The sequence below is a fragment of the Pseudomonas sp. SORGH_AS_0199 genome (genome assembly GCF_031453735.1).
Taxonomy (GTDB): Bacteria; Pseudomonadota; Gammaproteobacteria; order Pseudomonadales; family Pseudomonadaceae; genus Chryseomonas; species Chryseomonas aestiva.
In genome coordinates this window covers 3,005,279-3,028,393 of record NZ_JAVJAE010000001.1, presented here as the reverse complement: position 1 = coordinate 3,028,393, position 23,115 = coordinate 3,005,279, and the positions used below count along the sequence as shown (strand labels likewise).

General features: G+C 61.5%; 29 protein-coding genes and 3 pseudogenes. 6 read left to right on the top strand and 26 right to left on the bottom strand.

The window, feature by feature from the left end; all coding sequences use genetic code 11:
- Window positions 1–110 precede the first annotated feature (110 nt).
- The 13 genes and pseudogenes from QE444_RS14265 to QE444_RS14205 all read right to left on the bottom strand — a co-directional run bounded on the left by QE444_RS14265 (window position 111) and on the right by QE444_RS14205 (window position 7,202).
- Complete coding sequence (locus tag QE444_RS14265) at window positions 111–986, bottom strand: DUF2971 domain-containing protein (RefSeq protein ID WP_309739286.1); 876 nt, start codon at window positions 984–986, stop codon at window positions 111–113.
- Window positions 958–1,407: a phage virion morphogenesis protein gene (locus tag QE444_RS14260; protein WP_309739284.1), complete on the bottom strand. Its 450-nt coding sequence runs from the start codon at window positions 1,405–1,407 to the stop codon at window positions 958–960. Before QE444_RS14260 ends, QE444_RS14265 begins: the two co-directional genes overlap by 29 nt.
- Complete coding sequence (locus QE444_RS14255; protein ID WP_309739282.1) at window positions 1,400–1,930, bottom strand: phage tail protein; 531 nt, start codon at window positions 1,928–1,930, stop codon at window positions 1,400–1,402. Before QE444_RS14255 ends, QE444_RS14260 begins: the two co-directional genes overlap by 8 nt.
- Complete coding sequence (gene lysC, locus QE444_RS14250) at window positions 1,927–2,184, bottom strand: Rz1-like lysis system protein LysC (RefSeq protein ID WP_309739280.1); 258 nt, start codon at window positions 2,182–2,184, stop codon at window positions 1,927–1,929. The genes QE444_RS14255 and lysC overlap by 4 nt, the downstream gene beginning before the upstream one ends.
- A pseudogene (locus QE444_RS14245) lies at window positions 2,108–2,461 on the bottom strand (LysB family phage lysis regulatory protein); the annotation flags it as partial. The pseudogene QE444_RS14245 and the gene lysC, both read right to left, overlap by 77 nt.
- On the bottom strand, window positions 2,458–2,664 hold the full coding sequence (locus QE444_RS14240) for a hypothetical protein (protein WP_309739278.1): 207 nt from the start codon (window positions 2,662–2,664) through the stop codon (window positions 2,458–2,460). The pseudogene QE444_RS14245 and the gene QE444_RS14240, both read right to left, overlap by 4 nt.
- A complete protein-coding gene (locus QE444_RS14235; protein ID WP_309739276.1) occupies window positions 2,661–3,485 on the bottom strand; it encodes an N-acetylmuramidase domain-containing protein in 825 nt (274 codons plus the stop codon). Before QE444_RS14235 ends, QE444_RS14240 begins: the two co-directional genes overlap by 4 nt.
- Window positions 3,482–3,796 (bottom strand): phage holin, lambda family, encoded by a 315-nt coding sequence (locus tag QE444_RS14230; protein WP_027599397.1) that lies wholly within the window; start codon window positions 3,794–3,796, stop codon window positions 3,482–3,484. Before QE444_RS14230 ends, QE444_RS14235 begins: the two co-directional genes overlap by 4 nt.
- Window positions 3,797–3,818: 22 nt before the next feature.
- The gene (locus tag QE444_RS14225) at window positions 3,819–4,043 is read right to left on the bottom strand and encodes a tail protein X (protein ID WP_309739272.1); all 225 of its coding nucleotides are present in this window, start codon (window positions 4,041–4,043) and stop codon (window positions 3,819–3,821) included.
- A complete protein-coding gene (locus tag QE444_RS14220; RefSeq protein ID WP_309739270.1) occupies window positions 4,043–4,504 on the bottom strand; it encodes a head completion/stabilization protein in 462 nt (153 codons plus the stop codon). The genes QE444_RS14225 and QE444_RS14220 overlap by 1 nt, the downstream gene beginning before the upstream one ends.
- A gap of 102 nt (window positions 4,505–4,606) precedes the next feature.
- Window positions 4,607–5,308 (bottom strand): phage terminase small subunit, encoded by a 702-nt coding sequence (gpM, locus tag QE444_RS14215; RefSeq protein WP_309739267.1) that lies wholly within the window; start codon window positions 5,306–5,308, stop codon window positions 4,607–4,609.
- A gap of 3 nt (window positions 5,309–5,311) precedes the next feature.
- Window positions 5,312–6,328 (bottom strand): phage major capsid protein, P2 family, encoded by a 1,017-nt coding sequence (locus tag QE444_RS14210; RefSeq protein WP_309739265.1) that lies wholly within the window; start codon window positions 6,326–6,328, stop codon window positions 5,312–5,314.
- Window positions 6,329–6,356: 28 nt separating this feature from the next.
- Window positions 6,357–7,202, bottom strand: coding sequence for a GPO family capsid scaffolding protein (locus QE444_RS14205; RefSeq protein WP_309739263.1), 846 nt, complete (start codon window positions 7,200–7,202; stop codon window positions 6,357–6,359).
- A gap of 154 nt (window positions 7,203–7,356) precedes the next feature.
- Here QE444_RS14205 and QE444_RS14200 point away from each other — a divergent pair, with 154 nt between their 5' ends.
- Genes QE444_RS14200 through QE444_RS14190 form a run of 3 tightly spaced genes read left to right on the top strand, consistent with a single transcriptional unit; the run spans window position 7,357 to window position 10,957 of the window.
- Entirely contained in the window at window positions 7,357–9,144 is a 1,788-nt protein-coding gene (locus tag QE444_RS14200; protein WP_309739261.1) for a terminase ATPase subunit family protein, read from the top strand.
- The gene (locus QE444_RS14195; protein ID WP_309739259.1) at window positions 9,144–10,157 is read left to right on the top strand and encodes a phage portal protein; all 1,014 of its coding nucleotides are present in this window, start codon (window positions 9,144–9,146) and stop codon (window positions 10,155–10,157) included. Before QE444_RS14200 ends, QE444_RS14195 begins: the two co-directional genes overlap by 1 nt.
- A gap of 8 nt (window positions 10,158–10,165) precedes the next feature.
- Window positions 10,166–10,957 carry a DNA adenine methylase gene (locus QE444_RS14190; RefSeq protein ID WP_309739257.1) on the top strand — a complete coding sequence of 264 codons (792 nt, stop codon included), beginning with the start codon at window positions 10,166–10,168 and terminating at the stop codon, window positions 10,955–10,957.
- Between the two features lie 26 nt (window positions 10,958–10,983).
- Here the strand turns inward: QE444_RS14190 and QE444_RS14185 are convergent, their stop codons facing one another.
- From QE444_RS14185 to QE444_RS14175, 3 genes are read right to left on the bottom strand one after another with little or no spacing between them, the layout of a single operon-like run.
- Complete coding sequence (locus QE444_RS14185; RefSeq protein ID WP_309739255.1) at window positions 10,984–11,394, bottom strand: ASCH domain-containing protein; 411 nt, start codon at window positions 11,392–11,394, stop codon at window positions 10,984–10,986.
- Window positions 11,372–12,415: an N-acetyltransferase gene (locus QE444_RS14180; protein ID WP_309739253.1), complete on the bottom strand. Its 1,044-nt coding sequence runs from the start codon at window positions 12,413–12,415 to the stop codon at window positions 11,372–11,374. The genes QE444_RS14185 and QE444_RS14180 overlap by 23 nt, the downstream gene beginning before the upstream one ends.
- Before the next feature lie 2 nt (window positions 12,416–12,417).
- Window positions 12,418–12,948, bottom strand: a complete 531-nt coding sequence (locus tag QE444_RS14175) for an ATP-binding protein (protein ID WP_309739252.1) — start codon at window positions 12,946–12,948, stop codon at window positions 12,418–12,420.
- A 1,157-nt stretch (window positions 12,949–14,105) separates the two neighbouring features.
- Between QE444_RS14175 and QE444_RS14170 the strand changes: the two genes are divergently transcribed.
- On the top strand, window positions 14,106–14,771 hold the full coding sequence (locus QE444_RS14170) for a DUF4113 domain-containing protein (protein ID WP_337960392.1): 666 nt from the start codon (window positions 14,106–14,108) through the stop codon (window positions 14,769–14,771).
- A 240-nt stretch (window positions 14,772–15,011) separates the two neighbouring features.
- On the top strand, window positions 15,012–15,545 hold the full coding sequence (locus QE444_RS14165; RefSeq protein ID WP_309739250.1) for a hypothetical protein: 534 nt from the start codon (window positions 15,012–15,014) through the stop codon (window positions 15,543–15,545).
- Here QE444_RS14165 and QE444_RS14160 read toward each other — a convergent pair.
- The 10 genes and pseudogenes from QE444_RS14160 to QE444_RS14115 form a co-directional block, all read right to left on the bottom strand.
- Window positions 15,542–15,997 (bottom strand): annotated as a pseudogene (locus QE444_RS14160) (phage late control D family protein); the annotation flags it as partial. The gene QE444_RS14165 and the pseudogene QE444_RS14160 overlap by 4 nt on opposite strands.
- Window positions 15,998–16,126: 129 nt before the next feature.
- A complete protein-coding gene (gene arsH / locus QE444_RS14155) occupies window positions 16,127–16,849 on the bottom strand; it encodes an arsenical resistance protein ArsH (protein ID WP_187979310.1) in 723 nt (240 codons plus the stop codon).
- Window positions 16,846–17,319, bottom strand: a complete 474-nt coding sequence (locus QE444_RS14150) for an arsenate reductase ArsC (RefSeq protein ID WP_187979309.1) — start codon at window positions 17,317–17,319, stop codon at window positions 16,846–16,848. Before QE444_RS14150 ends, arsH begins: the two co-directional genes overlap by 4 nt.
- Before the next feature lie 8 nt (window positions 17,320–17,327).
- A complete protein-coding gene (locus QE444_RS14145) occupies window positions 17,328–18,617 on the bottom strand; it encodes an arsenic transporter (RefSeq protein WP_187979308.1) in 1,290 nt (429 codons plus the stop codon).
- Entirely contained in the window at window positions 18,611–18,985 is a 375-nt protein-coding gene (locus QE444_RS14140) for a metalloregulator ArsR/SmtB family transcription factor (RefSeq protein ID WP_309739246.1), read from the bottom strand. The genes QE444_RS14145 and QE444_RS14140 overlap by 7 nt, the downstream gene beginning before the upstream one ends.
- A gap of 68 nt (window positions 18,986–19,053) precedes the next feature.
- A pseudogene (locus tag QE444_RS14135) lies at window positions 19,054–19,375 on the bottom strand (phage late control D family protein); the annotation flags it as partial.
- The gene (gene lspA, locus QE444_RS14130) at window positions 19,369–19,869 is read right to left on the bottom strand and encodes a signal peptidase II (RefSeq protein ID WP_263259211.1); all 501 of its coding nucleotides are present in this window, start codon (window positions 19,867–19,869) and stop codon (window positions 19,369–19,371) included. The pseudogene QE444_RS14135 and the gene lspA, both read right to left, overlap by 7 nt.
- 236 nt (window positions 19,870–20,105) lie before the next feature.
- Window positions 20,106–20,669, bottom strand: a complete 564-nt coding sequence (locus QE444_RS14125) for a fasciclin domain-containing protein (RefSeq protein WP_273861525.1) — start codon at window positions 20,667–20,669, stop codon at window positions 20,106–20,108.
- A 74-nt stretch (window positions 20,670–20,743) separates the two neighbouring features.
- A complete protein-coding gene (locus QE444_RS14120) occupies window positions 20,744–21,451 on the bottom strand; it encodes an anti-sigma factor domain-containing protein (RefSeq protein ID WP_273861526.1) in 708 nt (235 codons plus the stop codon).
- Window positions 21,448–22,023 carry a sigma-70 family RNA polymerase sigma factor gene (locus tag QE444_RS14115; protein WP_273861527.1) on the bottom strand — a complete coding sequence of 192 codons (576 nt, stop codon included), beginning with the start codon at window positions 22,021–22,023 and terminating at the stop codon, window positions 21,448–21,450. The genes QE444_RS14120 and QE444_RS14115 overlap by 4 nt, the downstream gene beginning before the upstream one ends.
- Before the next feature lie 351 nt (window positions 22,024–22,374).
- Between QE444_RS14115 and QE444_RS14110 the strand changes: the two genes are divergently transcribed.
- On the top strand, window positions 22,375–23,115 hold the full coding sequence (locus QE444_RS14110; protein WP_273861528.1) for a response regulator: 741 nt from the start codon (window positions 22,375–22,377) through the stop codon (window positions 23,113–23,115).

The following is a 23,115-nucleotide window of genomic DNA, read 5'->3' as shown; positions in this document are numbered from 1 at the left end:
AAAAATCTATCCCGCGGAGCCTCGTGAAAACCTCTGTACATAGAGTATGTGGTAATGATTTTTTGGGGTATGAATCAGTAATTACTTACTAGCACGTTCGCCTTACTGGGTCAGAGGGTTAAGGGTGTTTTAATAAGCTGATAGCTATCTGAACTTCGTTTGGCTTCATAATAATGAATGTTAGGATTTATTGATCTGGTAACTGCAGCGATCACTTTTCGCTGAGCTTCAGGCATCTTTTCTCCAAAAGTGACTGTTTTGATAGCTTTCGCATCGTATTTATGCTCTCCACGAGTATCAGATATAAATCTATATTCCTTTTCGTACTTCCATGCGGAATGCTTCGTTCCTATGTGAGCTACGAGTAGCAACGCTGCGCCCGAAATATCACTTCTGGCATATGCATTAACTAGATCCAGCATTTTCACGGTAGGAAACTTTTTTGAGTACGCTACTGGGAGCATTGCTATTTCTTTTGGGAGAGTGTCTATAAGAATCTGAGATTCGAATTCCACTTTGAAGCCTTTCAATCCGTTGCCATAATGGGCCCACATTAGGATGTTGAGATCGTCTTTTTTGTTATCTTGCTCATTAAAGAAGCAGCACATTGATGCCTTTCTAACTTTTTCGAATGAAAAGGTTTCGATCTCTTCGAGCCTTGGTCTCAGTTGTTCCAGTACGTAGTTAGGATCGGTTTGTGCTGTTTCTCTAGCTGCAGCTGAGCGTTCTCTCCAGTCCTCTTGTGTGCTTCTGGCGGCGAGTGCGTCAAACGCTTCTATACATTTCCAAACGTTGTCTGGATAAATTATAGAAACCTTGCTTTCGAATGGATCATTGAAGTCCTCAGGCCTTGAAAACCAGAAATAGGGCTCGGAAAGAGCTTGAAGACTGTTCTCATTGAAAGTGAAAAATTTAGAAAGGGTTTTGCTTGGCGCATCGACAGTTGGATTTTTCATATTAAATGCCGAGTTGTTCGAGTATGACATCTCTCAAATCTTGGATGTCGTCACTCTGCAATCCTAGCAGTTCACGACGGGTGTAGCGGACCTCGGGGGCCCCGTGCTCGGCGCGGTCTTTCAGGCCGTACTGGTGGACGCGGGCGATGCGAGAGACGCGGCCAGCGAAGCCAATCACCGCCTGCTGCGGCGAGCCCTTGGCCTTGAGGTACCGGGCCATCTTGAGCTTCTCGAACATGCGCCGCTTGATGCGGCCCTTCTTGCCACGCAGATCCCGCGGCTTGCGGGCCTCGAACGGTGAGCCGTCCGGATTCATCTGGGCACGGATCCGCTGCTGCTGGCTGCGGCGCAGGTGCTGGGCAGCCTTCCGTGCCAGTTGAGCCCGGCCGCGGCCGTCGAGCTTCTGCAGGAGCGGCGAGAGCCAGGTCTCCAGCGCCTCGAGATCAGCCACGGCTGCGGCCCGGCTGCGGTGTCTCCAGGGCGAGTGCGTCGCCACCGGATCCGGACTGCCACTCGGCCAGCAGCTCGCCACCGGCGAAGACCTGCCAGGTGCCTGGCTCCTGGTACTCGGTGTATTTCGATTCTGGAACGTGGCTCAGCTGATAGGTGCCGTCTGGCTGGCTCTTGACGACCACGCGCTCGGTGAGGGGCAGAGTGATCGCCAGATCCACCTTGGAGTTGTCCAGGATGTCGGCCTCGAAGCCGATGCCCTGGGCGGACTTGTCCAGGTTGACGAGCAACTCGGACTGGTTCGTCCGGACCCAGGCCAGCAGCGGCAGCATCACGGCGTCCGGGTGGCCGGCGAAGTCGGTCAGGATGATCTGCAGCTCGTAGCCGTACTCCCAGGACAGGCTGGCCGCCGCGGTGCAGCGCAGCTTGCCCTTGTCGATGAAGACCAGCAGCCGGTCAGGGCTGTGGCGCAGCTCCGGCACAGCGGCGAGCAGGTGAGCGCGGAGGCTTTCGGGCTTGTTCATGGGCGTGCCTGCTGTGCGTCATAGACCATATCGACCTGGGCGGCGCAGTCGGCCCAGGCCGCTTCCAGGACCTCGCTGTCGTCCAGGAGCTCGCCGTTATTGCGCGGGGCGGTCGACGGCAGCTGGCAGCGCGTTACCACTGGACAGCCACTCACGGTAAGCCGCGGCTCCGGTGAGGACGGGCCGCTGGCGCAGCCGGCGAGCAGCAGCAGGCAGAGGCTGGCCAGCCCAAGCCTTGAGGTCGGCGTTTTCATCTTCGAGCTCCTGGATCCGGCGCTTGCGGACATCGATCTCGCGGCGCAGGTCGGTCTGGGTGGTCTGCAGCTGGGCCTGGGCGGCCCGCTGCTGGGTGAGGGTGGCGGTGAGGTGGTCGCGCTCGCCGGTCAGCTGGGTGACCTGGTCCTCGGCGGCCTCGCGCTTCAGGTTGGCCTGGTCGATGCGCAGGCCTTGCGCATAGAGGGTCAGGTACAGCACGGCGATCGTCAGGGCCAGGGCGAGCGCGAAGAGCGCCTTCTCCTTCCAGCTGATCATTGGCGGTACCAGCCAGCGCGGTTCAACGCCGCCTGGTCCAGGTGCTCGAGCTCGCCGATCACCACGACAGCCAGCACGCCCGGCTTGGCGGTCTGGATGGCTTCGCAGAGGCGCTCGGCTTCTTCAAAGGACGCGCCGGCCGGCAGGATGAAGACTTCCCCATCCTGTAGCACCAGGCGCTGCACATCGGTGATGGGTCTCATGCGGCGTCCTTAGCCGGGGCGGCGGCGCCGTAGCGGGCGAAGGCGCGCTCAAGCTTCACGTCGTAGAGGTTGCGGGCGTAGGCGGGGCCGTTGTAGCCGCGGGCGAAGTCGGCCCACTTGCTGGCTTTTAGGGCCTTGAGCAGCGCGGGCTCCGCTTTGACGAAGCGGACGAAGGCGTCGAGCTGCTCGGCCTCGCTGGCCTGCATGCGGGTGACGAAGTCCTGGACGTTGGCATAGCCCAGGTTCTGCCAGTGGTAGCCCATGACCTGGAACAGGCCCCAGCTGCACGACTCCAGCGCGCAGGCCTCATCGATCTGCCGGGCCGAGGTCAGGCGCTGCCACTCCGCCGCACCGCCGGCGTAGCCGCCGGACTTCGGGTTGATCAGGTTCGGATTGAGCGCAGCCAGGCGATCAGCCTCGGCCTGGCCGTGGGCCTTTACCAGGCGCTGGTAGAAGACGTGGCGCTCGAACAGGATCACCACCCGCCCGTTGTCCAGGAAGCCTTCGCCCTTGGACTCGACCTCATTGACCGCCTGAACGGCCGCGACGGGGACGCCTAGGGTCTTGGCGGCGAGCTCGAGGTCGGCGTAGCCCAGGTGCAGCGGGTCGCGCTTACCGAGGAGGGCGGCGAAGGTCTTCGGTCCGGCGATGCCATCGGCCACCAGGCCGACCGAGCGCTGGAAGGCTGCGACTGCTTGCTCGGTGCCCTCGTCATAGTCGCCGTCCAGGTCGACGGTGAAGCCGGCCGCGGCCAGGGCTTTCTGCAGGTCGCGCACGGCCAGGCCGTGGGCGCCGATGATCAGGGTCTTGGGCTGGTTCATTGCGTTTCCACCTTGCGTTCGACGAAGCGTTTGGCCGCGGCGCGAGTGCCCTCGACGCCAAGCAGTCCGATGATTCCGCCCCAGAAGGGGCCGGTGCTGGCAGGGATGCCCAGCAGGGAGAGGCCATGGCTGGCGGCCAGGGCCAGGGCGCCACAGAGAGGCGCTTCGAGCAGCACGCGGCGCAGGGTGCCGCCGCCGTAGGCGATGCGCAGCGCGGCGATGACGCCAGCGACCAGCCCGGCGTAGAGCGCAGGCCAGTTGTGTTCGAGCCAGGCGGCGAGCCAGGCCCAGGTGTCGGGACGGTCGGGCATAGGAGGTTTCTCGTGCATGGGGTCAGTCCCAGAGGTTCACCGGCTGCTGCGCGGCAATGACGGCAGAGGCTTGGGCGGGGGCGTCTGGCAGGGATATAGGGGTACCGATCGGCAGGATGGGGCCGAGCTCCGCCAGGCCCGGGTTGGCTTCGAGCGCGGCCTCGGTGACGCCCTGGGTGCGCCCGTAGTGCCGCAGGCAGATCCGGTCCAGGGTGTCGCCTTGCTGGGCGCGCACGACGGTGGCCATCAGATGAGCTCCACGGTGGTCCGAGCCAGGCCCAGGAAGTCGCGGATGGCCCAGCGCTGATCGCGGCGGTACTCGTCAATGGTGGGTGTAAGCGCCTCAGCGTCCTTGTCGCCCTTGGCGGTGCTGTCGTAGCTGCGGTACCGCTCGGCGACCTCGGCCGCGGTGGCGGCATCGATCGCGCGCAGGTACAGGTGGGCACGCTCGCTGATGCCGTCGACCAGTAGCCCGGGCACGGTGGCCAGGGTCGCGTAGCCGCTGGTGGACTGGGCGAAGCGGTAGCCGGCAAGCTCGCGGTTGACGCCGATGGCGGCGGCGATCACCGCGGCTTTCAGCTTTTCCGTGCTGACGCTGCTGTCGATCCGCAGCCGCGCGCGGACCTGGTCCAGATCGATCGCCGGCCAGAAGGGGTCGGACACCACCTGACCGCTTACGATGGTGCCGCCTGCAACGAATCCGCTCATGGTGCTGCTCTCGAATGGGTCGCCGGTGGTCGGGGCTTCACGGTCCCAGGCGAGGCCTGGCCGATCCGCCCCGAGCCGGCGGGGTTGCGGGGGACCGCTCGGTTAACCGCCAGGGGCGGCATGTTTCTTGGCCAGGCGCTCGGCCCGTTCCAGGTCTTTCTTGCCGCCGCAGCGGTCGTGCAGGCCGATCGCCTTGCGCAGCATCTCGATCGCGGAGACCAATTGGCCCGGTCGGCCGGGTCGATCCTCGTCGACGTCCGCCAGCTCGGCCCGGCCGATGGCCAGATAGAGCTTGGCGCGCGCCTCGTCGGGCATGTCGTGCTCATCGGTGAGCACGGCAGTGCGGATCAGGATGTCCAGGTCGAAGGTCTGGCCGGCCTTCTGCGCGGCCAAGGCGCTCTCGGCCACTTCCTCGGCGATCAAACAGCCCGGGGTGCGCTCGAAGCGATCGGGCATCAGCAAGCCGTGGCGCAGCACGTAGGCGGCAATGTCCAGGGCACCGGCGAACTCGCCGGCATCGATGCGCCAGATCATCACGGTGACCAGCACCTCGTCCTGGGCGCCGTTGCCGCCCTCGAGCACGCCGCTGACGTAGTCGGCGTAGGCGCCGAGCAGCTGCCGCTTGAGCTCGGCCTTGGCTTGAGTGGATTGCACCTGCTTGAGTCGCAGCCGGTCCTGCAGCAGCTGGGCCAGCTGCTGCTCGTACACGGTGCGACCCGCCATGCTGTCGGCCGGACCGGCGGCCGCGGCGGCGAGTGCCGCTGCAGCTGCTTGGAAGTGGCTTTTCGCGGGAGAGGAGGCCATGGCTTACATGCCCGTCACGATGTTTTCGATCAGGCAGCCGAAGCCGTAGTCCTCGACCACGTAGGCGTCGTTGCTCGACTCGTAGTTTTCGATGCGGTTCTTCTCCGGCGCCTCCTTGACGAAGCGGCGGCGGCCGCCGGTTTGGTAGTAGAGCGACAGGTTCTGCAGCGAGGTGATGAGCATCCCGCTGTCCGGGCAGTACGGCACCTCCACCGGCTGTAGGCCGCCCATGCGGCGCTGGGCCAGAATCACATCGGTGGCGAGCTTCTCGGAGGCGGGCTGCTCCTTGTTCACCAGCGGGAAGTACTTGTCGTGCACCAGGTCGCGGCCGAGGATCACCACCAGGCCCGGGTCCTTGCGGTACCAGGGGTCGATCAGGTTGCTGACCGCGTCGAAGACCAGGGCGTCCAGGTTGTTGTAGTCGGCGTCGCTGCCGGTACCGATCACGATCTTTCCAGCAGCCTTGCCCGACTTCAGCACGCGCTGGGGCGCGTTGCTGCGGTACTGCTGCAGCCAGCCGATGTTCACGTCCTGGAGCAGCGGATTGGTGGCGCGGTTGGTGGTGGCCGCGGCGCTGGTGCCGTTGAAGCCGATCATCAGCCGGTCCAGGGCCTGCCGCTTCACGATGGCGTCACGCAGGCGAGACTGGAAGTCCGGGAATTTGGCCCAGGTGTCCAGCAGCTGGTAGGTGATGGCGGTGTCGAAGTCGGTCTTCTTGCACTCGTAGCCGCGGTTGTCGAGCGCCTGCATCTCGCGGGGTTGGCGGGTGGCGGTGCCGCTGGTATCGGTGCGGCCCGCGATGGTGCCGGAGACGCCCAGGCCGACCTTTTCGCCCATCAGCTCGTCGACGGGGATGATGTTGACCTTGCTCAGGAAGTCGCTGGACTCTTGGATGCGGGTCTCCAGTTTCTGCTGGACGGTGGGCGCCACGGCGAAGGTCGCCGCGGAGGAGGAGACGCCGGACAGCTTGGCGACCTGCTCCAGGTATTGGTTGAACAGCACACGGGTATCGTTACGCATGGATCTCTCCGGAAAGGTGAACGGCTGATCAGCAGTCGGTCAGGTTCTGGCCATCGCCGCCGGTGACCGGAGGGCGCTTGGGTTGGTTGGGGTCTTGGGTCTGGCTAAGCTGCAGCTGCAGGGCGGCGAAGTCGGTCTGCAGCTGCTGGTGCTTGCCGGCCAGCTCGGTGAGGGCAGCCTCAGCGCGGGTGAAGCGCTCGTCCTGCTCGCGAACGTGCTCGGCCACGGCGGTGACCGCGGCGCCGAACTGGGCGAACTCGCCCTGGGTCTGCGTCTCCTTGCCCTTGAGCAGCTCCTGGACCTTGGCGAAAAGCAGAGCGCCCAGGCCGGGCTTGTCCTCGACCTCGTCGAAGGTGAGGGCGGTTTCCTCGGCCACGGTGAACAGGTTGTCCGCATGCAGCTTGCGACTGGCATAGGGGTTGGCCGCCGGATTGGCCGCGGCGAAAGACAGCACGTCGGTACCCAGGCTGGCGGGGCTGTCGGTGATGCCCAGGCCGACCAGGTAGGCGGCGCCGGTGTCAGCGAATTTGGGCGAGATCTCGATCGAGGTGTAGATCTTCTGCTTGGCCTTGTTCATGGCCACCAGGTCGGCGGTGGGCTCGATCTGGGCGAAGAGGGCCAGCTTCTTCTGGCCGTTGATCTCGACCTCTTCGGCCTTCACCGCGACCACATCGCCGTAGGCCTTGAAGGGGCTGTCCGCCACGCTGCTGCGGATGTGCTCCATCCAGATGCGGGCGCCGTAGGTCTTGGGGTTGTAGCTGGCCGCAGCCTGCTCGATCCAGGCGCGCTCGATCTGGCGGCCATCGCTGGTGGCGCCCTCGACGGCGACGCGGAAGAAGGGAGAGCGAAGTTTCGGGGTCTTGGGGTCGGCCATGCCGGGGATCCTCAAAGGCTTAGCGGGAGTGCTTGGGCGATGAGGGGCATGGTCGGGACGCGCGCGCGTCCCAGCAACGAGAGGCCGTTGTAGCGACGCGCTGTACAAATCCTCGCGCTATGGAGGAGGGAGCCAGGGCGGCAGTCTGGCGGCCATGAAAAGCCTACCTGAATCCGACTCCGTGCCTATCCCGTCCACCGACCTGCTGATGGACGTGCGCCGCCGCGCCAAGCATCTCTACTGGATGGGCTGGCGGGTAACGGAGATCGCCGAGGCGATCGAGGAGAAGGAAAAGACCGTCCATAGCTGGAAGGCTCGGGACGAATGGGATCGGGCGGACAACGTCGAGCGCATCGGTGGGGCGCTGGAGGCGCGCCTGGTGCAGCTGATCCTCAAGGAGGCCAAGACCGGTGGCGACTTCAAGGAGATCGACCTGCTGCACCGCCAGTTGGAGCGCCAGGCGCGGATCCAGCGCTTCCAAGGCGGCGGTACCGAGGCCGAGCTCAATCCCAAGCTGGACAACCGCAATGCCGGGCCCAAGAAGAAGGCCGCGCGCAACGAATTCACCGAGGAGCAGATCGAGGCCCTTGAGAGCGCGTTCCGCGACCAGTGCTTCGGCTACCAGCTCGACTGGTATCGGGCAGGCCAGCAGCGGACCCGCGCCATCCTCAAGAGCCGGCAGATCGGCGCCACCTTCTACTTCGCCCGCGAAGCCTTCCTGGACGCCCTGATCACCGGGCGTAATCAGATCTTCCTGTCGGCCAGCAAGAATCAGGCGCATATCTTCAAGGCGTATATCCAGGCCTTCGCCCGGGAGGTCTGTGGCGTCGATGTCACCGGGGATCCGATCATCCTGGCAAACGGCGCCGAGCTGCACTTCCTCGGCACCAATGCCCGCACCGCCCAGGGCTACCACGGCAATTTCTACTTCGACGAATTCTTCTGGACCTTCCGCTTCGAGGAGCTGAACAAGGTGGCCAGCGGCATGGCCATGCAGAAGCAGTACCGCCGAACCTACTTCTCGACGCCCAGCTCGATGGCCCATGAGGCCTACACCTTCTGGACCGGCGAGCGCTTCAACAAGGGCAAGCCGGTCGCCCAGCATCTCAAACTGGACGTCTCACACGACGCCCTGCAGCAGGGCCGGCTCTGCGAGGACCGGATCTGGCGGCAGATCGTCACCATCCTGGATGCCGAGGCCCGCGGCTGCGACCTGTTCGACCTGGAGGAGCTCAAGCTCGAATACTCGGCCGAGGCCTTCCAGAACCTGCTGATGTGCCAGTTCGTCGACGACGGCGCGAGCATCTTCCCGCTGGCCATGCTGCAGCCCTGCATGGTGGACAGCTGGGTCGAGTGGGCCGAGGACTACAAGCCCTTCGCCGCCCGGCCGCTGGGTGATCGCCCGGTCTGGGTCGGCTATGACCCGGCCGAGACCGGCGACACCGCCGGCCTGGTGGTGGTCGCACCGCCGGCGGTACCGGGTGGCAAATTTCGCGTACTCGAGCGTCACCAGTTCCGCGGCATGGACTTCGCGGCGCAGGCCGAGGCGATCCGCCAGGTCTGTCAGCGCTACTGGGTGAGCTATATCGGCATCGATGTCACCGGTATGGGCAGCGGCGTGGCCCAGCTGGTGCGTCAGTTCTTCCCGGGGCTGACCACCTTCAGCTACTCGCCCGAGGTGAAGACCCGCCTGGTGCTCAAGGCCTACGACGTGATCAAGAACGGCCGGCTCGAATTTGACGCCGGCTGGACTGACGTCGCCCAGTCGCTCATGGCCATTCGCAAGACCACCACCGCCAGCGGCCGGCAATTCACCTATACCGCCGGCCGCAACGACACCACGGGCCACGCGGATCTCGCGTGGGCCCTCTTTCATGCCCTGCACAACGAGCCGCTGGAGGGCCAGACCGGCCGCAACACCGGCGTCATGGAGATCTACTGATGAGCGATTCCACCGCCTTGGTCAGCCCGGCCGTCCACGCGCCTGGCGTCGAAGCCTTCACTTTCGGCGAACCGGCGCCGGTGCTCGACGGCCGCGAGGTCTTTGACTACCTGGAGTGCTGGTTCAACGGCCGCTACTACGACCCGCCGCTATCCCTCGACGGCCTGGCCAAGGCCACCCGGGCCAGCGTCTATCTGGACTCGGGCCTCAAGTTCAAGCGCAACCTCCTGGCCCGCACCTTCATCCCGCACCCGCTGCTGAGCCGCGCTGCCTTCGAACAACTGGCCCTGGACTACCTCTGGTGCGGCAACGCCTACCTGGAGCGCAGGCAATCGCGCCTGGGCACGCCGATCAGCCTGCAGCCGCCGCTGGCCAAATATATGCGGCGAGGGGAGGAGGGCCGCTTCTTCCAGGTGCGCGGCTGGCAGGACGAACATGAGTTCGCGCCGGGCACCATCTGTCACCTGCGCGAGGCCGACATCAACCAGGAGATCTACGGCATGCCCGAGTGGCTCGCGGCCATGCAGTCGGCGCTGCTCAACGAGTCGGCCACGCTGTTCCGGCGCAAGTACTACAACAACGGCAGTCACGCCGGCTTCATCTTCTACATGACCGACGCCGCGCAGAAAGAGGAAGACATCGACTCCCTGCGCACCGCGCTGCGCTCTGCCAAGGGCCCAGGCAACTTCCGCAATCTCTTCGTCTACGCGCCCAACGGCAAGAAAGACGGTATCCAGCTGATCCCGGTCAGCGAGGTGGCAGCGAAGGACGAATTCAACTCGATCAAGAGCATCACCCGCGACGACATGCTCGCGGGCCTGCGCATTCCGCCGCAGCTGATGGGGATCGTGCCGCAGAACGCGGGCGGTTTCGGCTCGATCCGCGATGCCGCCCTGGTCTACGCCGCCAATGAGCTTGAGCCGCTGCAGGCTCGCCTGGCCCAGGTCAACGAATGGCTGGGGGAGGAGGTGATTCGCTTCCGGCCATACGAACTCACGCAACTCCCACAGTAAGGAAACCGATGTCCGCACCTATCGTTCCATGGATGGGCGGCAAGCGCCGCCTTGCCGACCGAATCTTCCCGCTCTTCCCCAGGCACAGCTGCTACGTCGAACCCTTCGCCGGGGGCGCAGCGCTGTTCTTCCTTCGCCCGGTACCCGCCGAGGTGGAGGTCCTCAACGACGTCAACGGCGACCTGGTCAATCTCTACCGGGTCGTCCAGCACCACCTGGAGGAGTTCGTCCGCCAGTTCAAATGGGCGCTGAGCTCCCGCCAGGTCTTCAAGTGGCTGCAGATGACGAACCCGGAAACGCTGACGGACATCCAGCGCGCTGCACGCTTCTACTATCTTCAGCAGTCCGCCTTCGGCGGCAAGGTCGCTGGCCAGACCTTCGGCACCGCCACGACCACGCCGCCCGGGCTGAACCTGCTGCGCCTCGAGGAGACCCTATCTGCTGCGCACCTGCGGCTGTCTGAGGTTTACGTCGAGCACCTGGCTTGGCAGGACTGCCTGCGCAAGTACGATCGGGAGCACACGCTCTTCTACATGGACCCGCCCTACTGGGAGACGGAAGGGTACGGCGCGCCCTTCGGCTTCGAGCAGTATGAGGAGATGGCCAGGATGCTGGGCCAGCTCAAGGGCAAGGCGATAATCAGCCTCAACGATCACCCAGCCATCCGCGAGTGCTTCAAGGCGTTCCGGATCGAGGCGACTGAGATCAACTATACGGTGGGCGGCGGAAAGGGCAGCAAGGCTGGGGAGGTGCTGATCTTCAGCTGGGACACTGAGGCCGAGCCGCCGTCGCTGTTCTAAAAAAAAAGCCCCTAAAAGGGGCTTTTTTAACTTGCAAGCGATAGAGGTGGCTGCGGCGCCTTTTCAGACAGATAGCAGAAAGACTGAGGCGCGCATCCACTTGGTATTACTTGGTTTAGCTCTAGCGGCGAATCGTATCGCCGTACTTCTCGAACGGCAATGGCATGCGCTGTTATTCGCCCGTCGAAATAGCTCTTGAAAAACTTTTTCGTGATGCCAGAGTGCTTCCTTGTTTCTAGCCAGATCTCTTCAGGATTGCCTGATAAGACCTCGTCGAAGTCGAACTCGCCTACCACCTTGCCTACTGGCAAGGTGGCATAGATTACGACCGTTTTAACGCTTGGGTTTTTGAAAATTGCTTTTCTAAACTCAAACTTCTTCGTGCCCTTTAGAATTTTTTCAGCATATTCCGGCTTAATCGACAATAAGACTTTCATTTACCTCGCCTTTAGCTGCGATCGCTCGTAGCTGCTCGTCACTTATTTGGAAGAATCCCCAATACGACGAAGATAATCCTAGCTCTTCAATGAGGGTTGCGCGATTTACACGCCTTCTGAAAGCTATATTATACGTAAACTTGAATACGTGAAAGTATTTTTTGCTTTTCCAGAATTCTTCAAGCTCTTCATGAGTAAATACGCTATGGGCTCTACAGTATCGGAAAAAATCATCTTTAGTGGCAAATTCTCGGATGTTCTTGTAGTCTTCAATCACTCCAATCGAGGTGGTTACGGAGCGATAATGAGCTGGGCCTTGACCATCGCTTGTTCTGTACACAACGATGGCGTCTCCTGGCTTGAGGACTTCCACACCTCTCATCGAGGTGAGGTATACCTTATGAATGCTGTTTGCACTAGATATGTCTTCGACGATATCACTCCGCTCAGTTCTCAGAATGGAGTCTGGTAAAAGCCTAGTGTGCCATTGTGGATAAATGGAAAGTACGTAGCAGTTGGCATTTCTCAAGCTGACTTTCGGATAGCTAGAATAGAAATTTTCAAATGGCGCTTCGAGCGACTTGAGCATCACCTGCTCAGTTCCGTTATCTGTTTGTTTGCTTCCGATCAATCTGAATCCGTAGCGTGTAAGAAGACGAATGAGACCTTCGTGTTCCTCAAATACTGTTACGTATATTTCTTCCGCCGAAGCTGACACCGCATGGTCAAAGATTTTTTTGACGAATCGCTCACCCATTTTAGTACCGTGAGCGACAATTTTCATTGTGCCTACTTTGATCCTGCGCTTTGCAGGAAGAGGCGGGCTGACATCGTCAATGATCCCGTCCTCCGGTTTCAAGTATAGAAAGCCTTGGACGCCGTTTTCATTTTCAAATACATATGCCGACTCATCCGCTTTCCTTTCGAACCAATCACTGAACTCTGCATATGCAGCCTTTAGTGAGTCGAAAAAGCTATCGGCAAGGTTTACGTGTTTGAATTGGGTGGATTTAAGTTCCATCTTTATACTCTCCTTTGAAATAGCGGTAAAACTGCGTCGTAAAATTCAGCCGCGGAAGGGGCGTTGAGCGTGATCAGCGGGCAAGCAAGTATATTGCTTACCAGTTTAGACTGTTCTCGCTCTGCGGTAAGAAATTCTGAAATATTGTCCGGAACTGCTGTTCCGTCCCGCTCAGATAGTCTCGATGCAATGACGTCGGGCGCGTTCTCTATAAGCACTACCGCAGTGATCGCAAGAGATGTGAATATCGGTGGCGCCAGTCTGACGAAGTTACCGGAAGCGTCTTTAAGCACGAAGTGACCATCAAGCAGCAGGTCTGCATTTTCCAGTAGGCATTTGCTAACGGCGGTAGCAAGAGCCTGCTGATTTTCATCGATACCGCTGACTAGCTTGTCCTTGCCCCAGTCGACTCTTTCCCTTTCGCTTTTGATCAGTGTGCTTGCGCTGCGATGAGGTATCGCCGTGTGAACGGAAAACCCCTCGCAAAGGTACGTCTTACCCACTCCATGAATGCCAGCGACGAACACAGTCATACAGCCTCCTTGCTTAGTGATTGTGTGATGGATATCACAACGGATAGCCAGCTCGCTAGCTGGGACGGCTCAACGGCTACGGTCGTGTACCTAGCGCGCGCCGTCGTCCCCCCGCCACGCCTGCGGGCTAAATGGGTCACTTTTTCTGCAGCCCTGCACCAGGCTACGGCCGGCGCCGCTACTGGGGCGGAAGGGGGATACCGTAGGCTAAAAATCCCTGCGAATCCCTGCACCACCCACGCTTTTCTCACGAAGCCCGCGACCCTCATTTTCCATAGAGGGCTGGGGGGCCGTTACCGCCGTTCCCGAGCCAGTCCAATCCGCTACAACCCGCGCCACGCCTGGACTGTGGCCTTTCCTGGCTACTGTTACGGCACTGTTCCTGTCAGCGTTCCAGTTTTCTAAGTTACTGAATTACATAGATTTATCTATTTTTCATCGTAACAGTAGGGTTTGTTACTGGAGAACGGTGAAATTACGCAGCCGGAACAGTAAGACCAATCGTTGGAGGCCGCATGGCACAAGGGCTCCAGGGGAATCCGCCAAAGTGGTAACAGAAATAACGGTATCCCCTGGCCTGAATATAAAACGGGGATAGTGACCAATTAGCGCGCTAAACGTCCGCCGCTCGCTCTGACGCACTCGCACGTTCACAGACGCTCACATGCTGACGCTCAGGCGCTGGCTGAGGCGTCGACAAACAGCCCGGAAACGCGAGTGGAGGAGGGCGAAAAGGAGGGGTTGGAAGAGGTCAGTGCTACAAATTTGCTACGAAGCGAAGCGGGAGGTTCTGGAGGCCGCGCCAGACGGGCGTTTCAGCTTCAGTCGACCCGATCCATCATGGGCGCCACGGAGAAGCGGCGGGACGGCTCAGGGCGCGTGGTTGCTGGGTTTGAGGCGGTTTCGGCAAGCATCTCGGTACGTCTGTGTGGAGCTGGTTTGCTACCTTTCAGCCGCTTCAGTAGAGCTGTAGCTGCAAGGTCGCAAGCGTAAGGAGCATGAGTTGAATCGGAAGGGGAACGCTAACGTCTCACTGCCAAAAAACGGCAGAACAAGCGTAGAAATCCGGGTCTGCAGCATGCTGGAGTTCAGGGTTGAGTCTATCAGGAAAGCCAGGCATCCGATTGGAAGCGGACCCTTTAAGTATCGATGAGAAAGTGAGATATGGCGCGTGTCCAGAGCACAACGTGGGCTTCCTCAATTCCAACTACAAGCTCTACGCCGACGTCTCGAACCGGGTGGTGCGGACCATCCAGGGGATGGTGCTGGACGTGGAGGCGTATTCGATCAACAAGTGCTGGGCGGACCTCATCGGCCTGCTTGGCGTCCTGGGGCTGGACCGTAAGAGCCTGACGCGAGTGCATATGCCCATCGGCGTCGGGATATCCAGCACCCGAACGCTGGCGCTGGTGAGCATCCAGACCGGGCAGCATGAGCTGGAGGAGCGCCGCTACTACCGCAGCCTGTGTATCCCGCTCGCGCACCCTATCGATTACACCCGCCTCCTGGTGCAGGTCGTTCTGGCCGGCTTGGACCCCATTTATCGCGAGGGCTACGCCTACTCGAAGTGCGCCGGGGTGCTGGGCAGCATCGTGCAGACGGACGAGTTCACGCCGGATCTCTTCGCCCCGGCCTGGCAGGGGCGGCCCAGCGAGCGGATGCGGGTGGTGGACCGGATCAATGCGCGATACGGGCGGGCGGCGCTACACGTGGGGCGGGTGCCCGCCGATCCGGGGTGGCAGATGCGGCGGGAGCTGTTGTCGCGGGGGTATATGACAAGGTGGGGGGGAGTTACCGCAGGCTGGCTAGATTATGCAATCTAATCCGCTATGATTGGTTAATAACAATTTGCCTGTTAGGAAAGTGCGAGCATGGAAGGTTCTGCTGACATTGAAAAACCACCCCGCCGAATCATCGAATTTGGGGCAATTATAACGACTCTTACACTTGTCACGTATGCTCTGGGCTATCTAAAGCTAGCAGTCCTATATGCGGTTCTGGATTGCACGTAGGTTCTTAGGTTTCATGGGCCACAAGACTTTATAGCGAATGGCGCTGTTGGGGTGGCAGCGGCGTTTGTCTCGGCAGTAATATTTAGCTTTACAAAATGGCGAGAGAATTCGCTTCAGAATTCTCAGGTTATCCTAGGGTTGATAGGGTTGGTCTCCCTCTTGATCGCTGGCGGGCTTTCGAAATTATTCTCCAAATCGTCAGTGTTTTTTGACCCCGTAATGGAGGTGTTCCCTTATGTTTATATGGGGCCAATATTTTATGATTTATTTTTTTCCATATATGAGAAGCGTGAGGCGAAGAATCTTTCAATTTACTTCATGGGGGTTCCTGTTCTACTCTCTGTATTAATTTATATAGCTACGGATTCGAAATATAAGGAAGTTGCTAAAGGGCTGGGTTCTACTTATATGGCGTCTAGGCTCTCTGGAGCTGATAAATCAATATTGGTGGGCTCTGTGAATGGTAAGTATTTGGTACTGCCTTGCGAAGCTCGCCAAAGGTTTTCCATTATTGATCCAGGTAGTGAGTGGGTTGTTTCTCCATTGGCTAGTGCCTCGGACTGTCAGCCTGCTCTACCGCGTTAGGTAGCCAGGTCAGTTTCTTTCAGCTTTTTCCACTCCCTTTCCACGGCCCGCTTCGCCGTCGCCTTGGTGGCGTACAGGTGCCTGAGCCGCCGCGGCTTGCTCTGGTCGCCCTCGGTGAGGGTGTGCTCCTTGCCGGTCTCGGGATCTCGGTAGTAGGCGATGATGCCGGTGTAGTCGCCCTGGATCTCGTCGACCAGGTCGGCGACCAGGTCTTCCGGCAGCTTGGCTTCCAGCTCGAGGCGCGTGGTGTAGCCGCCGTCCGCCGTGAGACTGTGCTGCACGTTCCCGCCGTACCAGATGATGGCGTCGATCTCGGCCTTCACACCCTGCAGGGTGTAGGCGGGTTCGGGCATGAGCTTCGGTCGGGCCAGGGCGAGCGGGTAGGCAAGGGTGGCGGTAGTGCGCGGAAAATGTCGTGTGGCGTAGGCTGAAAGGGGACTCTGGCGAGACGCAGCAAGTTGAGGACTGGAAACGCTACGGCCTTGTGCCCGCCGATCCGGTGGTAGATGCGGCGGGAGCTGCTGTCGGGGGGTATACGACGCGGTCGGGGAGTTGCCGCGGACAGGTTGGAAGGCCGTCGATCAGATCGAGCGCTGATTGACCCGCGCTGAAAGTGCTTCTGCGCTCTCCTTGCGCTCGGAGTAGCGATCAACCAGGTAGGCGTCCCGGCCTCTGGTGAGAAGCGTGAATTTCATCAGCTCCTCCATGACGTCCACCACCCGGTCGTAGTAGGCCGAGGGTTTCATGCGACCCGCTTCGTCGAATTCCAGGAACGCCTTGGGGACCGATGACTGGTTGGGGATGGTCACCATGCGCATCCAGCGGCCGAGGATCCGCAGCTGGTTCACCGTGTTGAACGACTGGGATCCGCCACTGACCTGCATGACAGCGAGCGTCTTGCCTTGGGTAGGACGTACCGCGCCCAGCGTGAGCGGAATCCAGTCGATCTGCGCCTTGAATACCGCTGACATCGAGCCATGGCGCTCGGGGGAGCACCACACCTGCCCTTCGGACCAGAGCACCAGATCGCGAAGCTCCTGAACCTTGGGATGCTCTACCGGCGCGTCGTCAGGCAGCGGCAGGCCGGTTGGATTGAAGACTGCCGTCTCGGCGCCCATGAGCTGCAGGATTCGGGCTGCTTCCTCAACCAGCAGCCGGCTGAAGGAGCGCTCCCGATTCGATCCGTACAGCAGCAGGATGCGCGGCTTGTGCTGAAGCTGTTCCGGCTCGGAGAGCTTATCGACGGTAGGGACGTCGAATAGCGATTCGTCCAGGTTGGGGCTGGTTTCGAGAGTGGCGCTCATTGGATCTCTCCGATCTCATCGAGCGCCTGCTTCAGTTGCGCTGGGCTCAATGCGTTCGGGTCTAGACGGAAAAAGGCGTCCAGTCTTCTGCGGATCTGAGCCACCGTTGCATCGAACGCGGCCTGGACCTGGTCATTATTGCCGACAACGTCAGAAGGATCCGCCAAGCCCCAGTGGCTTTTTATCGAGGGACCAAAGAAGACCGGACAGGGCTCGCCTCCCGCCTTGTCACAGACCGTGATGATGATGTCTGGCGGGTTGCCTTCAAAGGTCTCGGACCCTTTGCTGTAGAGGCCGGAAGTATCGATGCCCAGGCCCTCCAGCGTCTGGACCGCGATAGGGTTCAACCGTCCGCTGGGAAAGCTGCCTGAGCTCACGGCAGAGCAGCCAGCAGGTGCAAGGTGGTTGAAGAGACCTTCAGACAGAACGCTGCGGCAGCTATTGGCCGTGCACATAAAGAGGACTTTCATGGCTTCTCCTACGGATGAATGCTGAGGCGCACGGCCAGGGCGGCGAGGGTGGCGATCAGGATGGGAAAGGTGAGCACGCAGCCCACTCGGAAGTAGTAGCCCCAGGTGATGCGGATGCCTTTCTGGGCCAGGACGTGGAGCCAGAGCAGGGTGGCCAGGCTGCCGATCGGCGTGATCTTCGGACCCAGATCGCACCCGATGACGTTGGCGTAGATCATGGCCTGCTGGACGACCCCGCTGGCCTCACCGCCCTGGATGGACAGGGCGCCGATCAAGACGCTGGGCATGTTGTTCATGATCGAGGAGAGCAGCGCAGCGGTGAGGCCGGTGCCCAGGGTTGCCGACCACAGGCCATGACTGGCGAAGGTGTTGAGCAGGGAGGAAAGGGCCTCGGTGAGCCCCGCATTGCGCAGGCCGTAGATCACCAGGTACATGCCCAGCGAGAAGAGCACGACCTGCCAGGGGGCCTTGGCGAGTACCTGGCGTGTGGAGATGACCGATCCCTTGCCGGCGATGATGAGCAGCACAGCTGCACAGACCGCTGCTACTGCACTGATCGGAATCCCGAGCGGCTCCAGGGCGAATAGCCCGACCAGGAGGAAACCCAGGATCCACCATCCCGCCTGGAAGGTAGCGCGATCGCGAATGGCGTTCTGCGGCTGTTCGAGCGCGTGCGGGTCGTAAGACGCCGGGATGTCCTTGCGGTAGAACAGCCACAGCATCAATAGCGTCGCGGCGACGCTCACGATATTGACCGGCCACATGATCGAGGCGTATTCGCCGAAGTCGATCTGAAAGAAGTCAGCGGAAACGATGTTGACCAGGTTGGACACCACCAGTGGGAGGCTGGCCGTATCGGCGATGAAGCCCGCAGCCATGACGAAGGCAAGCGTCGAGGCCGGACTGAAGCGCAGCGCTACCAGCATGGCGATCACGATGGGTGTCAGGATGAGGGCTGCGCCGTCGTTGGCGAACAGGGCGGACACGACGGCGCCCAGCAGGATCATGTAGGCGAACAGCCTGCCTGATTTGCCGCGTCCCCAGCGGGCGACATGGAGCGCTGTCCACTCGAAAAAGCCCGCTTCATCCAGTACCAGGCTGATGATGATCACGGCGATGAAGGTAGCCGTCGCATTCCAGACGATGTTCCAGACAACAGGGACGTCGGCCAGGCTGACGGTGCCCGTCAGTAGCGCCAGTACCGCACCGCCCGCTGCGCTCCAGCCCACGCCAAGCCCTCTTGGTTGCCAGATCACCAGTACCAGGGTCAGAAGGAAGATCGATGCAGCAATCAGCATGACGCGGTCTCCACCGCGCCTGGCGGGCAGCAAGCAGCCTGCCTGGTAGGCCGGCTGTCCATTGCGGCGAGGCGATCCATCTGAGGCTGTACCCACGGCAGGTTTGCCCCGAGCGTCAGCTCCAGAACCTCCCGGGCCCAGGCAGGCAATTGGGGGTGCAGCCGGTAGTAGATCCACTGTCCTTGGCGCCGATCCTCAAGCAATCCGCAGGCGCGTAGCTGCGCAAGGTGGCGTGAGACTTTCGGCTGGCTGTCGTCGAGCGCGTGGATGAGTTCGCAAACGCACAGTTCCGCCTCGGCGCAGAGCATGAGCATGATGCGCCCACGCGTATCGTCAGCGAGACATTTGAAGAAGCTGGTGGGCGACATAGCCGGAGCCTTGAATATATGAAAATCCGTATATACGAAAATACATATGTATCAGCTGGCGGTCTAGCTTCCGGCAGCTTGGCTTCCAGCTCGAGGCGGAGGGTGTAGCCGCCGTCTGCGATGAAGCTGTGCTGCGCGCTTCCTCCGTACCAGATACTCGGCCTTCACGCCCTGCAGGGGGTAGGTGAGTTCGGGCATGAGCTCAGGACGGCCCGGGACGAGTTGGTAGGCGAAGGTGTGGCGCAGGTCCTTCACGTTGTCGCCACCGCCGGCAATGGCCTCCTGCTTTTTAGCGCTGTAGATGTCGTGGCAGAAGGCCCGCATGGCGTCGTGGCTCTCGCGAGCAGCCCTGCAGTTACCGTGCTGGTCGTCGTCTTCGCAGATCAGGCTAGCGCCTTCTGTTCTTTCGAAAATCCTGACAGGGCCAGGTAGGCCACACCTGCCATGATCGCTACGTCCGCGAGGTTGAAGACGCCTGTGTGGAGTGAGCCCAGGTTCAGGACCAGGTAGTCGACAACGTGGCCATCGCGAAAGAATCGATCGATGAGATTCGAACCGCCTCCAAGAGCGATCAGGTACAGAGCCGCCGAGCGACCTGGGGACTGCTGCCAACGCGAGAGCGCCCAGTAGCTGACGCCTGCGACAGCTGCCAGCGCGCAAAGGAAAATCACTGATTTCACTGTCGATGGCAGATCCTGACCGATGCTGAGGAAGGCGCCAGGATTCAGACTCAGGACCACATCCATCCATAGGCTGGAGGTGCCAAGCCGATAGGAAATTGCGGCAAGCTGAGCCAACGCAGCGAGCTTAATCAGTTGGTCTATCGCTACAAAAGCCAGTCCCGCCCCTGCGATGGCCCAAAGGGTCCAAGTGCTCCGCTTCATCCAAATCTCCATCTATCTACGTTAGCTGGCGGCATGATCGCATCAAAGCTGCCTTTTAGCTTCGCAGATGGGAATTTCGCCGAGACTCCAAGGGCGCAGGATCCGGGCGCGTCTCGCGCAGCTGACCAGTCAGAATGCGGTCTGGTATGGCTCGCCACGGAAGAGGCAACCGCCCCACGGATCGCTACCCAGTAAAAGCGGACACCCCTCACAGGTGTCCGCCCGCCGCCTGCCCGTTACTTCGGCATCAGTACGGTATCGACCACGTGGATCACGCCGTTGGACTGCATCACGTCGGCGATGGTGACGGCGGCCTTGCCGCCCTTGGCGTCGACCAGCCAGAGTTTGCCGTCATGCAGCTTCACGGTGAGGTCTTCGCCCTGGACGGTTTTCAGCTTGGTCATGCCGCCATGCATCTTCGCCTCGGCCATCAGTTGTTTGGCGGTGTGGGTACCGGGCACCACGTGGTAGGTCAGGATCCTGGTCAGGTCGGCCTTGTGCTCGGGCTTGACCAGGGTATCGACGGTGCCGGCCGGCAGCTTGGCGAAGGCTTCGTTGGTCGGCGCGAAGACGGTGAAGGGGCCGCTGCCATTGAGGGTGTCGACCAGACCCGCCGCCTTGACGGCCGCCACCAGCGTGGTGTGGTCCTTGGAGTTGACGGCGTTCTCGACGATGGTCTTGGACGGGTACATGGGCGCGCCGCCGACCATGACGGTATCGGCGGCGAAGCTGAGCGGGGCGGTGGCACCTAGGATCGCGAGACTGGCTACGATGGCGATGCGCTTGAGCAAGGTGTGCATGGTGCGTCTCCTGAGTTCTTCGGCCCTCCGGATGAGGGTGATGAATGTACGGAGCGGCCCGGCAAACGGATGCATCAAAGCGCGATTATTTTTCCCTGGGCGATGACCGGCCCCGTCGGCGCGCCTGTCGGCGAGCCGGTCCGCGGCTCGAGGGAGACCGCCAGTACCGCCCCTGGCGTCAGTGCCGAAGCGAGTCCCGCGGGAACGGCCAGGGTCACGGCCGTAGCGTCGTCGAGCAGGCCCAGGGAATGGGGTCTGCCATCCGTCGTGATGATCCAGGCCTCGGCGCTCCTGTCTGGCCAATCCGGCTTGCCGGTGGGCACGAACAGCAGCTGCCGGCCGTTCCCCTGCAGGGTGACGCTGAATGCCAGGCTGCCATTGCTCTGTTCCAGGCGGGCGAGCAGGGCAGGTGTCGCGACCTGGACCGGGCGCAGCAACACGAGCAGCGCCAGCACGAGGGCAGCGACCAGCGTCAGCCCGGTCGTCCAGCGCCACAGGCGCGGATTGTTCCAGCGGCGGATCGGCTCGGGTGCCGGTTCCTCTGTCGGGAACAGCCGTTTCTGGATACCGTGCCAGACGTGAGCCGGCGGTTCGACGACCGGAAACTCATCGAGCCACTCGGCGAAATGCCGCTGCCAGGCCGCCAGTTGCGCCTGGTAAGCAGGCTCCCGCCGCACGAGTTCTTCCACCTCCAGGCGTTCTTCGGCGGACAGTACGCCCAGGGCGTATTCCGCGATGAGCAGCGCCTGTCGGTCGGAAGGGGGGATCTCCTTGTCGTTCATAGGCCCAGGCACGCGCGCAGTTGCAGGAGGCCACGCCGGATCCAGCTTTTCATCGTGCCGAGCGCGATACTGTGGCGGGCGGCCAGTTCGGCATAGGAATAGCCCTCGAAGAAGGCGACCCGGATATAGGTCTGCTGGTCCTTGCCCAGGGTTTTCAGGCAGAGCTCGATCTGGCGACGCTGGCGATGGGCTTCGAAGTCTTCGGCGACGGACTGGGTTGCCGGCCACTCGGCCAGGCTGTCGAGCGGCTCGTGTCGATGCTGGGCGCGGCGTCGATCGATGCCCTTGTGGCGCGCCAGGGTCGCCATCCAGGTCAGGGCGCTGGAACGTGTGGCGTCGAAGGTGCCGGCCTTGAGCCAGATGGCGGTATAGGCCTCCTGCAGGACCTCTTCCGCCTCCGCGCGATCCCCCACGTACTGCAGGCACACGCCGAACAGTTTGCTCGCGGTCACGCGGTAGAGCGTTTCGAAGGCCAGGCGATTGCCCTGGCCGCAGGCCTGCAGCAGGACATTGAGCGCAACGGGCTCCGGGTTCGTTTCAGGGCTGGCCGATACGGCTGATCTGCTCGTCAAGGATGGCGTTCCGAAAGGAGGCGCAACAAAGGTAGCTGGGCGTCAGCCCTATCGGGACCGAGCAGCAAGAGGCCCGGGATTGCGGTGCTTGATGGCTTCACCGCCTCGGACGACCGCAGCAGCGAGGGGCGATCTGTCCGATTTACCATCGAACGGGCGGCTTCGCAATCGCGATTACCCTCGTGCGCTAATGCTTGCTCGGGTGGCTTAGGGCGCGCGGGCCTGCCGGCTCCCTCTCCGTATCCGCTCCTTGACCACCTTTACACAAGGCTACATGCCAGGCCGTAGCTGCCTCGCGGGCTGAGCGGCTAGCATGCACGTCCAGATCGTCCGACTGTTCAGGTAGCCCCGATGTCGCTGTCATCCGAATCCCCGCGCTGGACCTCGCGCATCCTGCTAGTGGATGACGATCCGTCGATCCGCGAGTTGATCTGTGGCTATCTGGCGCGTTTCAGCATCAATGCCCGGGGGGTGGGTGACGGCCTGGAGATGCGCCGGGCGCTGGCGGAGGAGGCCTTCGATCTGGTGGTGCTGGATCTGATGCTGCCGGGGGAGGACGGGCTTTCCCTCTGTCGTTCACTGCGGCGCGACAGCGGCATTCCCATCCTGATGCTGACCGCCCAGTGCGAGCCGGCGGATCGCATCATCGGCCTGGAGCTGGGCGCCGACGACTATATGGCCAAGCCCTTCGAGCCCCGGGAACTGGTCGCGCGGATCCAGTCGGTGCTGCGCCGGACCCAGGATGGCCGCGTGCCCCAGCGCAAGGCGCCGCGGACCAGTGTCAGCTTCGATGGCTGGAAGCTCGATGGCATCCTGCATCAGCTGCACTCGCCGGCCGGGGTGATGGTACCCCTGTCCAATGCCGAGGTGCGGCTGCTGTGGGTCTTCATCGAGCAGCCGCGCCAGGTCCTGAGCCGCGAGCAGTTGCTCGACGCCACCCGCGGCCGGGCGATCGAGGCCTTCGATCGCAGCATCGATCTGCAGGTGTCGCGCTTGCGCAGCAAGCTGGGCGACGATCCCCGCGCGCCGCAGTTGATCAAGACGGTGCGCGGCGAGGGCTATCTGTTCGATGCCAGGCAGATAGGGCACTAG

Coding starts and splice junctions, on each gene's coding strand:
- QE444_RS14150 (WP_187979309.1), bottom strand. CDS start 17,319: ATGAAAGTCCTCTTTATGTGCACGGCCAATAGCTGCCGCAGCGTTCTG.
- QE444_RS14140 (WP_309739246.1), bottom strand. CDS start 18,985: ATGTCGCCCACCAGCTTCTTCAAATGTCTCGCTGACGATACGCGTGGG.
- QE444_RS14195 (WP_309739259.1), top strand. CDS start 9,144: ATGAGCGATTCCACCGCCTTGGTCAGCCCGGCCGTCCACGCGCCTGGC.
- QE444_RS14240 (WP_309739278.1), bottom strand. CDS start 2,664: ATGAGACCCATCACCGATGTGCAGCGCCTGGTGCTACAGGATGGGGAA.
- QE444_RS14110 (WP_273861528.1), top strand. CDS start 22,375: ATGTCGCTGTCATCCGAATCCCCGCGCTGGACCTCGCGCATCCTGCTA.
- QE444_RS14230 (WP_027599397.1), bottom strand. CDS start 3,796: ATGCCCGACCGTCCCGACACCTGGGCCTGGCTCGCCGCCTGGCTCGAA.
- QE444_RS14185 (WP_309739255.1), bottom strand. CDS start 11,394: ATGAAAGTCTTATTGTCGATTAAGCCGGAATATGCTGAAAAAATTCTA.
- lspA (WP_263259211.1), bottom strand. CDS start 19,869: ATGAAGCGGAGCACTTGGACCCTTTGGGCCATCGCAGGGGCGGGACTG.
- QE444_RS14200 (WP_309739261.1), top strand. CDS start 7,357: ATGAAAAGCCTACCTGAATCCGACTCCGTGCCTATCCCGTCCACCGAC.
- QE444_RS14255 (WP_309739282.1), bottom strand. CDS start 1,930: ATGAACAAGCCCGAAAGCCTCCGCGCTCACCTGCTCGCCGCTGTGCCG.
- QE444_RS14145 (WP_187979308.1), bottom strand. CDS start 18,617: ATGCTGATTGCTGCATCGATCTTCCTTCTGACCCTGGTACTGGTGATC.
- QE444_RS14175 (WP_309739252.1), bottom strand. CDS start 12,948: ATGACTGTGTTCGTCGCTGGCATTCATGGAGTGGGTAAGACGTACCTT.
- lysC (WP_309739280.1), bottom strand. CDS start 2,184: ATGAAAACGCCGACCTCAAGGCTTGGGCTGGCCAGCCTCTGCCTGCTG.
- QE444_RS14235 (WP_309739276.1), bottom strand. CDS start 3,485: ATGAACCAGCCCAAGACCCTGATCATCGGCGCCCACGGCCTGGCCGTG.
- QE444_RS14220 (WP_309739270.1), bottom strand. CDS start 4,504: ATGAGCGGATTCGTTGCAGGCGGCACCATCGTAAGCGGTCAGGTGGTG.
- arsH (WP_187979310.1), bottom strand. CDS start 16,849: ATGAGCGCCACTCTCGAAACCAGCCCCAACCTGGACGAATCGCTATTC.
- QE444_RS14205 (WP_309739263.1), bottom strand. CDS start 7,202: ATGGCCGACCCCAAGACCCCGAAACTTCGCTCTCCCTTCTTCCGCGTC.
- QE444_RS14265 (WP_309739286.1), bottom strand. CDS start 986: ATGTCATACTCGAACAACTCGGCATTTAATATGAAAAATCCAACTGTC.
- QE444_RS14225 (WP_309739272.1), bottom strand. CDS start 4,043: ATGGCCACCGTCGTGCGCGCCCAGCAAGGCGACACCCTGGACCGGATC.
- QE444_RS14120 (WP_273861526.1), bottom strand. CDS start 21,451: ATGAACGACAAGGAGATCCCCCCTTCCGACCGACAGGCGCTGCTCATC.
- QE444_RS14180 (WP_309739253.1), bottom strand. CDS start 12,415: ATGGAACTTAAATCCACCCAATTCAAACACGTAAACCTTGCCGATAGC.
- QE444_RS14190 (WP_309739257.1), top strand. CDS start 10,166: ATGTCCGCACCTATCGTTCCATGGATGGGCGGCAAGCGCCGCCTTGCC.
- QE444_RS14210 (WP_309739265.1), bottom strand. CDS start 6,328: ATGCGTAACGATACCCGTGTGCTGTTCAACCAATACCTGGAGCAGGTC.
- gpM (WP_309739267.1), bottom strand. CDS start 5,308: ATGGCCTCCTCTCCCGCGAAAAGCCACTTCCAAGCAGCTGCAGCGGCA.
- QE444_RS14125 (WP_273861525.1), bottom strand. CDS start 20,669: ATGCACACCTTGCTCAAGCGCATCGCCATCGTAGCCAGTCTCGCGATC.